Source organism: Aestuariicoccus sp. MJ-SS9 (assembly GCF_032586235.1).
GTDB lineage: Bacteria > Pseudomonadota > Alphaproteobacteria > Rhodobacterales > Rhodobacteraceae > Aestuariicoccus.
The window spans coordinates 125,422-136,750 of record NZ_JAWHTD010000005.1 but is presented as its reverse complement, the minus strand read 5'-3'; the positions used below and the strand labels follow the sequence as shown (position 1 = coordinate 136,750).

Below are 11,329 nucleotides of genomic sequence, written 5' to 3'. Positions count from 1 at the left end.
GACGCTGTTTTCCGGGCTCATGGCCCTGATCCTGGTGGCGGCGTTGCCCGCCGCCGCGCAGGGTATTTCGGTCGATCTGGGCGAGGGCGGTTCGGTCACGGCGACCAGCCTTCAGCTGATTGCGCTGATCACCCTGCTGAGCCTGGCACCGGGTATTGCGGTGATGATCACCTGTTTTCCGTTCCTGGTGACGGTGCTGGCGATCCTGCGGCAGGCGGTCGGCCTGCAGCAATCGCCGCCCAACATGCTGATCGTCAGCCTGGCGCTCTTCCTCACCTATTTCGTGATGGAGCCGGTCTTTACCGCCGCCTGGCAGGACGGGTTGCAGCCTCTGGTCGCCGAAGAGATCGACCTGACCGAAGGCATGGCGCGCACGCTGGCCCCGTTCCGCGACTTCATGGCCGGGCGCGCCGATCCCGCGACCTTTGCGGCGATGGCGGATCTGCGGCCCGACGCCGCCGGCACGGCGCTGTCCCCGGACGCGCCGCTGTCGATCCTGGTGCCGAGCTTCATGCTGTCTGAGATCGCGCGCGCCTTCCAGATCGGGTTCCTGATCTTCCTGCCGTTCCTGATCATCGACCTTGTCGTGGCGGCGGTGCTGATGTCGATGGGCATGATGATGGTGCCGCCGGCGATCGTGTCCCTGCCGTTCAAGCTGGCGTTCTTCGTCGTGGCGGACGGATGGTCGCTTTTGGCAGGCGCGCTGGTCAAAAGCTACTTCTAGCGGCGCTCTGCTCACCGGCTGCCCCCCCGTCTGGGCATTCGGCCTCTTGCATTGTAGACTCGCGGGTCGAAACCGGGCGAATGCCCGCAGAGGACGAATTACCAGACGAATTTCCAAGGGGGGACCATGCGATTCATTCTGGCCATCGACCAGGGCACCACATCCAGCCGCGCCATTCTCTTCGACGAGGCGATGAACCTGACCGCGACCGCGCAGGAGGAATTTCCGCAGCATTACCCGGCCAGCGGCTGGGTCGAGCACGACCCGGCGGACCTTTGGTCGACCACCGCGGGCGTCTGCCGCAGCGTGATCGAGCGGGCGGGCGTGTCGGCGGACGACATCGCCGCCATCGGCATCACCAATCAGCGCGAAACCACGCTGGTTTGGGACAAGGAGACCGGCAAGCCGGTCTATAACGCCATCGTCTGGCAGGACCGCCGCACCTCGGACACCTGCGCGGCGCTGCGCGAGGCCGGGCACGAGGCGATGTTCACGGATCGGACGGGCCTGCTGCTTGACCCGTATTTCTCGGGGACCAAGCTGAAGTGGATCCTGGACAACGTCGACGGCGCGCGCGAGCGGGCGAAGGCGGGCGAGCTTCTTTTCGGCACCGTCGACACCTATCTGATCTGGAAGCTGACCGGCGGCAAGCGGCATGTCACCGACGCCACGAACGCCGCGCGGACATTGCTTTACGACATCCGCAAGGGGCGCTGGTCGCAGACAATCTGCGATCTTTTCGACATTCCGCGCGGAATGCTGCCCGAAGTGCACGATTGCGCCGCCGATTTCGGCGTGACGCGGTCCGACCTTTTCGGGCGAGAGATCCCGATCCTGGGCGTCGCGGGCGACCAGCAGGCAGCGACCATCGGGCAGGCCTGTTTCCAGCCGGGGATGCTGAAATCGACCTACGGCACCGGGTGTTTCGCGCTGCTCAACACCGGCGAAACGCCGGTGACCTCGAAGAACCGCCTGCTGACGACGATCGCCTATCAGATGGACGGCAAGCCGACCTATGCGCTGGAGGGATCGATCTTTATCGCCGGGGCGGTGGTGCAATGGCTGCGCGACGGGCTCAAGATCATCCGCGAAGCGAAAGAGACCCAGCCGCTGGCCGAAAAGGCCGATGCCGGGCAGGGCGTTGTCCTGGTGCCGGCCTTCACCGGGCTGGGCGCGCCCTATTGGAACGCCGAATGCCGGGGTGCGATCTTTGGGCTGACGCGCAATTCCGGGCCAGAGGAGTTCGCCCGCGCCGCGCTTGAATCGGTCGGTTATCAGACCCGCGATCTGCTGGAGGCGATGCATGCGGACTGGACGCCCGAAGGCGGCGACCGCACCCTGCGCGTGGACGGCGGGATGAGCGCCAGCGACTGGGCGATGCAGTTCCTGTCGGACATCATCGGCGCGCCGGTCGACCGGCCCAAGGTGCTAGAGACGACAGCCATGGGTGCGGCCTGGCTCGCCGGGCAGCGCGCCGGGCTTTATCCGGACATGGAGGGTTTCGCCGAGACCTGGGCGCTGGAGCGGAATTTCCAGCCGCAGATGGACGAGGACACCCGCGCGGCGAAATACGGCGCGTGGAAGCGGGCGGTGACGGCGGCCCAGGGATTCTGAGCGCCGCGCGGGCCTTGAGATTGGGGAGCGAGGGGCCAGCCCCTCGCTCCCCGGGATATTTATGACCAGATGAAAGAGGTCAGGTGAGGATCTGAGCCACCGCTTTGGCGGTCTTGGCGGCGATTTCGTCCGCTTCGGCCCGGGTGAGGCAGAAGGGCGGGGCGAAGCCCAGGATGTCGCCCTGCGGCATGGCGCGGGCGATGACGCCCTGGTCGAGAAGGGCCGCGGCGATGCGGGGCCCGACCTTGTCGGCGGCGTCGAAGAAGGTGCGGCTGTCGCGGTCCTTGACGAATTCGACGGCGCAGAGCATGCCCTCGCCGCGCACCTCGCCTACGTTGGCGTGGTGGCCCACCGCCTCGGTCATGACCTTGTTGAGATACGCGCCGGTGTCACCGGCGTTGCCGATCAGGTTCAGCTCGTCCAGCAGTTTCAGGTTGGCGACCCCGGCGGCGGAGCCGATGGGATGGGCCGAATAGGTCCAGCCGTGGCCGATGGGGCCGTTTTCGTCGGTGCCCTGTTCCAGAACCTTCCACATCCTGTCGGACACGATGGAGCCGGAAAGCGGTGCATAGGCCGAGGTCAGGCCCTTGGCGATGGTGATGAGATCGGGTTTCAGACCGTAGTGATCCGAGCCGAACATGCTGCCCAGACGGCCGAAGCCGGTCACGACCTCGTCGGCGATCAGCAGGATGTCGTGCTTTTGCAGGACCGACTGGATCGCCTTCCAGTAACCGGCGGGCGGCGGGACGATGCCGCCGGTGCCCAGGACCGGCTCGCCGATGAAGGCGGCGATGGTGTCGGCGCCCTCGCGTTCGATCAGCGCCTCGAGCTCGGCGGCGCAATGGGTGACGAAGGCGGCCTCGTCCATGCCCGTGTCGGTGCGGCGATAGTAATAGGGCGCCTCGGTATGCAGGACCTGCGCCAGCGGCAGGTCGAACTTCTTGTGGAAAAGCTCGAGCCCCGTCAGCGAGCCGGTCATCAGCCCCGAGCCGTGATAGCCGCGCCAGCGCGAGATGATCTTTTTCTTCTCGGGGCGGCCCAGGATGTTGTTGTAATACCAGACCAGCTTGATGTTGGTCTCGTTCGCGTCGGATCCGGACAGCCCGAAATAGACCTTGGACATGTGGTCGGGCGCGCGGTCGAGGATCATCTTGGCCAGCGTGATCGACGCCTCGGTGCCGTGGCCGACATAGGCGTGGTAATAGGCCAGCTCTTTGGCCTGCGCGGCAATGGCGTCGGCGATGTCCTGACGCCCGTAACCGACGTTGACGCAGTAGAGCCCGGCGAAGGCATCCAGCAGGCGGGTGCCGTCACGGTCGGTGATGTGGCAATCGGTGCCGCCGGTGATGACGCGGTTCGGCAGGTTGCCACGCGCGAATTCGGCGAGATGTGTCGATGGGTGGAAGAAGTTCTCTCGGTCCCACTGTTCCAGCATATCGTTCTTCAACATGATCTGTCCTTTTTCCTTGTGCGATTCCGGTCAGGTGGAGATGAGGGTGCCTGCATCCCCCAACCGTGCGAACACATGTGTCGCGATCGCGGTATCCTGTGCGCCGGTGCCCGTCAAATCGGCGATGGTGGTGTCGCGTGCGCTGTTTCGTCCCGGCTGCGCGCCGAGGATCAGCGGACCCAACTCGGTGACGGGGGTGCCGGGCCAGACCCCCCTTTCCAGCGCCGTGCGCAATTCGCCCCGGGTCTCGACCTGGGCTGCGCTGTCGGCGACGTAGAGATCGGCGCGGGCCAGCGCCTCGGGCGCAAGTTCGCATTTGTCGGGCGCGTCCGACCCCATGGCGGTGATGTGCAGTTCGGGATGCAGCCAGCCCGCCTGAACGATGGGGGTGAAGCTGGGGGTCGTGGTGACCACCAGCTGCGCGCGTTTCATCAGCACGGCGGGGTCGGTGCAGACCTCGGCCTCGACGCCGATGTCGCGGCCCAGATCGGCGGCGCAGAGCGTGGCCTTTTCCAGATCGCGGCCCCAGACCAGCACGCGCTCGAACGGGCGCACCAGATGGGCGGCGCGCATTTGCAGCCGGGCCTGCAGGCCGGTGCCGATCACGCCCGCCGTCGTCACCGTTTCAGGTGCAAGGTGCCGTGCGGCCACGGCGCCCGCGGCGGCGGTCCGCATGTCGGTCAGAAAGCCGTTGTCCAGGAACACCGCCCGCACCGCGCCATCGGTGGCCGACAGCAGGGTCATCAGGCCGCCGAGGCTGGGCAGCCCGCGTTTGGGGTTGTCGAAAAAACCGGTGCTGACCTTGAGCGCGAAGCCGTCGAAGCCGGGGATAAAGGCGGTCTTGGCGTCCACCTCGGCGTTCAGCTGTGGCAGCTCCATCGACATGATCGGCGGCATGATCACGTCGCCGCGTCCCAGCGCGACGAAGGCCTGTTCGACCACGTTGACAAGGTCGAGGTCGAGCTTCACCAGCTCGCGCAATTCGGTTTCCGTCACCACCCGGATGTCATGCGGCATAAGGCGCCCCCCTGAGTGTCAGATCGCCCAGAACCACATCCTGCCCGGTGACGACGCGGGTGAAGAGATCCATGTCGGCATTGCGCCCTGTGATGACCGTGGCGGTGGGCCCGGTCAATTGAACGCGGCCCGTCTGCACGGCGGCGATGCCGACCACGCAGGCCCCTTCGGCGACGATGCGGTCCTCGTAATAAAGGGTCTGCATGGCGCGATAGATGGCCTCTTCGGACACGATCACCACGTCGTCCAGCAAGGTGCGGCAGATCGGGTAGGACAGGCGGTTCATCAGCCCGATGCCGCCGCCGAGGCTGTCGGCGAGGCTGGGCACCTCCTCGACCTCGACGGGATGGCCGGCCTTGAGGCTTTCGTACATCGCCGCACCCCGGTCCATACTTATGCCGATGACGCGGATCGCGGGGTTGATGGCCTTGGCGGCGCTCGCCACACCGGCGGCCAGCCCGCCGCCCGACAGGGGCACCAGCAGCGTGTCGATGTCGGGTGCGGCGGCGAGGATCTCCAGCCCGATGGTGCCTTGCCCGGCGATCACAAGCGGATCGTCGAAAGGCGAGATCTCGGTAAAGCCCTCTTCGGCCACCAGCCGTTCGCATTCCACCTGCGCATCATCCTGCGAGGTACCGACGATGCGGACCTCGGCCCCCAGCGCGCGGATCCCGTCGAACTTGGCCTGCGGCACGAGGTTGGACATGCAGATCGTCGCGGGGATCCCGCGTGCCCGTGCGGCATAGGCCACCCCGCGGCCATGATTGCCGGTGGAACAGCAGGTCACGCCCCGCGTACCGTCAGGCAGGGCGGCAACGGCGTTGAGCGCGCCACGCAGTTTGAAGGCCCCGATGGGCTGCATGTTCTCCAGCTTGAGCCAGAAAGGCTGGCCGTAAGTCGCCTCCATATGCGGCGAGGGGACCATGGGCGTCGCATCGGCGACGCCGAGCAGCACGCGGGCGGCGGCCATGATCCGGTCGAGCGTGACCGCAGGTCTGTCGGCAGCGATTTTCATGCGCGCGACACTAGGACAGTGCCGCCGCGATTAAAACCCAGGGGCCGGAACGGGGGCGATTTCGATGGCGGTGCGCTGTCGGTAGGGCCGGTCGGGCGTGTGGATGATCGACCCGAACGCCGGAATATTGACGGCGTCCGGCGGATACTGCGCCTCGAGGCAGACCCCGCCCGACCGCATATGCGGCTGATCGGGGCGCTGCGTCGGACCCGGGCCCAGCCAGATCGAGGAATAGAGCTGCACTGCGGGCTGATCGGTCCAGAGCTTCAGGCCCATGTCCTGCGTGCGCAGCTCGACCTGCGGGGCGTCGCCTTGGGCTGGGTCGAACATCAGGTTGCCGTCCCAGCCCTCGTCTTCGGGGTCTGCGTCGGCCAGGGTACGGGGGCTGCGGAAATCCCACTTGGTGCCGGTCACGTCGGCGATGTCGCCGGTGGGGATCAGATCGCTGTGGGTTGGCGTGTAATGCGAGGCGTTGAGCCGCAGGATGTGGTCGCGCACCGTGCCATGGCAGGCAAGGTTGAAATAGCTGTGCTGCACCATGTTGATCGGCGTAGGGCGGTCGGGCAGGGCCTGCATGTCGTAGTGCAGGGTATGTCCGTCCAGCCGCATCGTGACCGTGAAATCCACCGCGCCCGGAAAGCCCTGGTCCAGATGCGGCGAGTGCAATGTCAGCCGCAAAGCGCGGTCGCCGTCACGCTCCATCGTCCAGTTGCGCTTGCCGATGCCGTCCGGGCCGCCGTGCAGCATATGCGGCCCCTGGTTCGCGGCCAGAGGGTATTCGGTGCCGTCCAGCGTGAAACGCGCGTTCGAGATGCGGTTGGCAACCCGACCCCAGACCGCGCCCATGGACCCCGGGTTCTGCCGGTAATGTTCGGGCTCGGCATGGCCCAGCACCACGCGCCGCCCCGCGACCTGCCAGTCGAATATGGCGCAGCCCAAGGACAACACCGTGACGGAAACGTCGCCATCGCTCAGGGTCGTTGTTTCGATCCGGTCGCTCATGATGCCCTCCAGTCCGGGGCAGAGTGCCCCATCGCGGCGGGCCTTTCAAACGGGTCGACGATTTGGGCTATCGCGGCGGCGGGCGGCGGCGTAGCGTGCCGCCATGAACGACACGTCCCCCTTCGACAGCCGCTATTCGTGGATCCGGCTTGCGGTCACGCTGACCATCGCGGTGATGGGCAATGTCGGCATGTGGGCGATCATCGTCATCATGCCCGCGGTCGAGGCGGAATTCGGCGCGGGCCGCGCCGAATCGGCGCTGCCCTACACGACGACAATGATCGGTTTCGCGCTGGGCAACCTGCTGATCGGCCGGGCGGTGGACCGCTTTGGCATGACCTGGGCGCTGATCGCGTCGGGTCTGCTGATCGCGGTGAGCTATGCGGTGGCGGCGCTGAGCCCGTCGATCGCGGTGCTGAGCCTGGTGCAGCTGGCGATCGGCTTTGGTACTGCGTCCTGTTTCGGCCCTCTGATCGCCGATATCTCGCAATGGTTTCTGCGCAGGCGCGGCATCGCCGTCGCCATCGCGGCGTCGGGCAATTACCTGTCGGGCGCGATCTGGCCGGTGCTTTTGGGCTGGCTGGCGGCCGATGCGGGCTGGCGGTGGATCTACACCGCGCTGGCGATGCTGACGCTGGCCATCGTGCTGCCGCTGTCGCTGCTGTTGCGCCGCCGGGTCCCGGCCGAGGCGCTGGCACAGGCCGAAAGCGTGGCCTCGCAGCGGGCCCGGGGCACAGGGCTGAGCCCGCGCCAGCTGCAATTCCTGCTGGGGTTCGCCGGGATCAGCTGCTGCGTGGCCATGTCCATGCCGCAAGTGCATATCGTCGCGCTTTGCGTGGACATGGGGTTCGGCGCGGCGGTGGGGGCCGAGATGCTGTCGCTGATGCTGTTCGGCGGCGTGGTATCGCGGCTGATCTCGGGCGTGCTGGCGGACCGGTTGGGCGGGGTGCGCACGCTGTTGATCGGATCGACGTTGCAATGCATCGCGCTCTTTCTCTACCTGCCGGCGGGCGGGATGGTCAGCCTCTATGCCGTCAGCCTGATATTCGGGCTGAGCCAGGGCGGGATCGTGCCCAGCTATGCGGTGATCGTGCGCGAATACCTGCCCGCGCGCGAGGCGGGGGCGCGGGTCGGCTTTGTGCTGATGATGACGATCATGGGAATGGCCCTGGGCGGATGGCTGTCGGGGGCGATCTACGATCTGACCGGCAGCTACCAATGGGCCTTCGTCAACGGCATCGTCTGGAACGGCTTCAACATCGCGATCATGATCTGGATCGTGACCCGGGGGCGCGGCGGGTCATCGGCCCCCGAACGGGCGCTGGCCGCCTGAAGCCGGGCCGGGGAGGGGGCGCTGCCCCCGCTGCTGCGCAGCCCCCCGGAGTATTTATCCCAAGAAGAAGATCAGGGGGTGTCGAAGTCGTCGACATCCGCGTGCAGGTGGCGTTCGCCGCGGGCGCGGGCCAGGGCGATCTGTTTCTGGCGTTCGCGGAAGCGGGCCTTGTCGTCGTCCGACGTTTCGTCGATGCACAGGTGGCAGGACACGCCGTGTTCGTATTCCGGGCGGTCGCGGTCGGCGGGCAGGATCGGGCGGCGGCAGGCGTGGCAAAGGTCATGCGGGCCTTCGCGCAGCCCGTGGCCGACCGACACGCGGCCGTCGAAGACGAAGCAGTCGCCGTGCCAGGTGCTTTGATCCTCGGGCACCTCTTCGAGGTATTTCAGGATGCCGCCCTTGAGGTGATAGACCTCGTCCACCCCCTGGCCCAGCAGGTAGTTGGTGGATTTCTCGCAGCGGATGCCGCCGGTGCAGAACATCGCGATCTTTTTGTTGTGGAAGCGGTGCTTGTTTTCCTCCCACCAGGCGGGGAAGTCACGGAAGCTTTGGGTTTGCGGGTCGATGGCGCCGTCGAAGGTGCCTATGGCGACCTCATAGTCGTTGCGGGTGTCGATCACGGCGACGTCGGGGCTGGCGATCAGGGCGTTCCATTCGGCGGGGGCGACATAGTGGCCGGTGCCCGCGCGCGGATCGACGTCGGGCTGGCCCATGGTCACGATCTCGCGCTTGAGCCGCACCTTGAGGCGGGCGAAGGGGCGTTCGGCGGCGGTAGAGAGCTTCCATTCGAGATCGGCGCAGCCGGGCAGCGCGCGGATGTGGGCCAGCATCGCGTCGATCCCGGCGCGCGGCCCGGCGATGGTGCCGTTGATCCCCTCCTGCGCCAAGAGCAGCGTGCCAGTGATCTTTTCCGCGCGGCCAAGTGCCGCCAGCGGGCCCTGCAGCGCGGCGGGGTCGTCGAATCGTGTGAAGTGGTAGAGCGCGGCGACGGTGAACATGCGCGCGGTCTATTGCCGTGCGCGGCTTTGCGCAAGATGCGGGGCTTGACCCGGCCTGAGCGGCTGGTAGGCCTGTGCCAGCTGAGGGAGACCGGATATGCACGCACTTCTCGTTATCGACGTTCAGAACGATTTCTGCCCCGGGGGCGCGCTGGCCGTGACCGGCGGGGACGAGATCGTGATGCCCATCAACGCGCTGATGGCCGAATTCGACGCGGTGATCCTGACCCAGGACTGGCATCCGGCGGGCCATTCGTCCTTTGCCTCGCAGCACGCGGGCAAGGCGCCGCTGGAGATGATCGAGATGACGTATGGGCCCCAGGTGCTCTGGCCCGATCATTGCGTGCAGGGATCGCAGGGCGCGGCGTTTCACGCCGATCTGGACAGCGACCGCGCCGACCTGATCGTCCGCAAGGGGTACAACCCGGCCATCGACAGCTATTCGGCGTTCTTTGAGAACGATCACGAGACGCCCACGGGGCTGGAGGGATATCTGCGCACCCGCGGGATCGACCGGCTGACGCTGGTGGGGCTCGCTACGGATTTCTGTGTGAACTACTCGGCGGTGGATGCGGCGAAGCTGGGGTTTGACGTGACCGTGCGGACCGATCTGTGCCGCGCCATCGACCTCGATGGATCGCTTGACGCCGCGCGGCAGGGGATGGCGGCGGCGGGGGTCGCGCTGGTCTAGGGGACGCTGCCCAAGATCTGCAAATCCCGGCCCGCCGCCCGGCCGCACCGGTGCCGCGTCGCTTGCAACCGCGGGGACGCTTTGGTTAAACGGCATGAGCCGCGCAGGACAGTCCAATGGTCGATATCGCTACCCGTGTCTGGAACCACAAGTGGAAGATCGACCCGATCGTGCGGTCGCTCATCGACACGGATTTCTACAAGCTCTTGATGTGCCAGTCGGTTTTTCGCAACAAGCCAGACACGCAGGTGACGTTTTCGCTCATCAACCGGTCCAAGCATGTGCCGCTGGCCAAGCTGATCGACGAGGGCGAGCTGCGAGAGCAGCTCGATCACATCCGGTCCTTGTCGCTGAGGCGCGGGGAATCGACCTGGATGCGGGGGAACACCTTTTACGGCAAGCGCCAGATGTTCCGCCCGGATTTCATGGACTGGTTCGAGAACCTGCGCCTGCCGCCCTATCACCTGGAGCGGGTGGGCGATCAGTACGAGCTGACCTTCGAAGGCGCATGGCCCGAGGTGATGCTGTGGGAGATCCCCGCGCTCGCCGTGCTGATGGAGTTGCGCGGCCGCGCGGTTCTGAACGATATGGGGCGGTTCGAGCTTCAGGTGCTCTATGCCCGTGCGATGACCAAGCTTTGGGAAAAGGTCGAACACCTGCGCGCCTTTCCCGAATTGCGGATCGCCGATTTCGGAACGCGGCGGCGGCATTCGTTCCTCTGGCAGGACTGGTGCGTGCAGGCGATGGTCGAGGGGCTGGGCGACAGCTTTGTCGGCACGTCGAACTGCCTCATCGCCAAGAACCGCGACATGGAGGCGATCGGCACCAATGCGCATGAGCTGCCGATGGTCTATGCCGCGCTGGCCGAGGGCGACGCGGCGCTGGCCAAGGCGCCTTATGACGTGCTGGCCGACTGGCACGAAGAGCACGAGGGCAACCTGCGCATCATCCTGCCCGACACCTTCGGGACCGAGGGTTTCCTGAAACGCGCGCCCGACTGGCTGGCGGGATGGACCGGCATCCGCATCGACAGCGGCGATCCGGCGACGGGGGCGGAAATCGCGATCCGCTGGTGGAAGGAACGCGGCGAGGATCCGAAGAAGAAGCTGGTGATCTTCTCGGACGGGCTGGACGAGGAAAAGATCGTCGAGTTGCAGCAGCAATTCGCAGGGCGCGTGCGGGTCAGCTTTGGCTGGGGCACGCTCTTGACCAACGATTTCCGCGGATTGACGCCGGACGACCGGCTGGCGCCGTTCAGCCTTGTGTGCAAGGCGGTCAGCGCCGAGGGCAAGCCCACGGTCAAGCTGTCGGACAATCCCAACAAGGCGATGGGCCCGGCCTCGGAGATCGCGCGCTACAAGCGCGTGTTCGACGTCGGCGAACAGGAGCGGCTGGAGGTCGTGGTCTGACCCTCGCCACAGGCCGTTGCCAAATTGAGCGCTTCCGCGCGCTTTTATGCCGCCCGATGGCGGATGCGACGCGCCG

10 protein-coding genes are annotated in these 11,329 nt (G+C 66.4%); 5 read left to right on the top strand and 5 right to left on the bottom strand.

Going from position 1 to position 11,329, the window contains the following annotated elements; genetic code table 11:
* Positions 1–19: 19 nt before the first annotated feature.
* Both fliP and glpK read left to right on the top strand, forming a co-directional pair.
* The gene (gene fliP / locus RXV88_RS05830) at positions 20–724 is read left to right on the top strand and encodes a flagellar type III secretion system pore protein FliP (protein ID WP_316291166.1); all 705 of its coding nucleotides are present in this window, start codon (positions 20–22) and stop codon (positions 722–724) included.
* A gap of 126 nt (positions 725–850) precedes the next feature.
* On the top strand, positions 851–2,338 hold the full coding sequence (glpK, locus tag RXV88_RS05825) for a glycerol kinase GlpK (protein ID WP_316291165.1): 1,488 nt from the start codon (positions 851–853) through the stop codon (positions 2,336–2,338).
* A 79-nt stretch (positions 2,339–2,417) separates the two neighbouring features.
* Here the strand turns inward: glpK and RXV88_RS05820 are convergent, their stop codons facing one another.
* From RXV88_RS05820 to RXV88_RS05805, 4 genes are read right to left on the bottom strand one after another with little or no spacing between them, the layout of a single operon-like run.
* On the bottom strand, positions 2,418–3,788 hold the full coding sequence (locus RXV88_RS05820) for an aspartate aminotransferase family protein (RefSeq protein WP_316291164.1): 1,371 nt from the start codon (positions 3,786–3,788) through the stop codon (positions 2,418–2,420).
* 30 nt (positions 3,789–3,818) lie between these two features.
* Positions 3,819–4,805 (bottom strand): cyclodeaminase, encoded by a 987-nt coding sequence (locus RXV88_RS05815; RefSeq protein WP_316291163.1) that lies wholly within the window; start codon positions 4,803–4,805, stop codon positions 3,819–3,821.
* Complete coding sequence (eutB, locus tag RXV88_RS05810) at positions 4,795–5,820, bottom strand: hydroxyectoine utilization dehydratase EutB (RefSeq protein WP_316291162.1); 1,026 nt, start codon at positions 5,818–5,820, stop codon at positions 4,795–4,797. The genes RXV88_RS05815 and eutB overlap by 11 nt, the downstream gene beginning before the upstream one ends.
* Before the next feature lie 30 nt (positions 5,821–5,850).
* Positions 5,851–6,822: an aldose epimerase family protein gene (locus tag RXV88_RS05805; RefSeq protein ID WP_316291161.1), complete on the bottom strand. Its 972-nt coding sequence runs from the start codon at positions 6,820–6,822 to the stop codon at positions 5,851–5,853.
* A gap of 103 nt (positions 6,823–6,925) precedes the next feature.
* Between RXV88_RS05805 and RXV88_RS05800 the strand changes: the two genes are divergently transcribed.
* The gene (locus tag RXV88_RS05800; protein ID WP_316291160.1) at positions 6,926–8,155 is read left to right on the top strand and encodes an MFS transporter; all 1,230 of its coding nucleotides are present in this window, start codon (positions 6,926–6,928) and stop codon (positions 8,153–8,155) included.
* Between the two features lie 71 nt (positions 8,156–8,226).
* On the opposite strand, the gene RXV88_RS05795 is transcribed toward RXV88_RS05800, so the two are convergent.
* On the bottom strand, positions 8,227–9,153 hold the full coding sequence (locus RXV88_RS05795) for a rhodanese-related sulfurtransferase (RefSeq protein WP_316291159.1): 927 nt from the start codon (positions 9,151–9,153) through the stop codon (positions 8,227–8,229).
* Positions 9,154–9,250: 97 nt separating this feature from the next.
* Here RXV88_RS05795 and pncA point away from each other — a divergent pair, with 97 nt between their 5' ends.
* Together pncA and pncB are read left to right on the top strand one after the other, a co-directional pair.
* Positions 9,251–9,844, top strand: a complete 594-nt coding sequence (gene pncA, locus RXV88_RS05790; protein WP_316291158.1) for a bifunctional nicotinamidase/pyrazinamidase — start codon at positions 9,251–9,253, stop codon at positions 9,842–9,844.
* Between the two features lie 116 nt (positions 9,845–9,960).
* Positions 9,961–11,253 carry a nicotinate phosphoribosyltransferase gene (gene pncB / locus RXV88_RS05785; protein WP_316291157.1) on the top strand — a complete coding sequence of 431 codons (1,293 nt, stop codon included), beginning with the start codon at positions 9,961–9,963 and terminating at the stop codon, positions 11,251–11,253.
* The last annotated feature ends 76 nt before the right edge of the window (positions 11,254–11,329 follow it).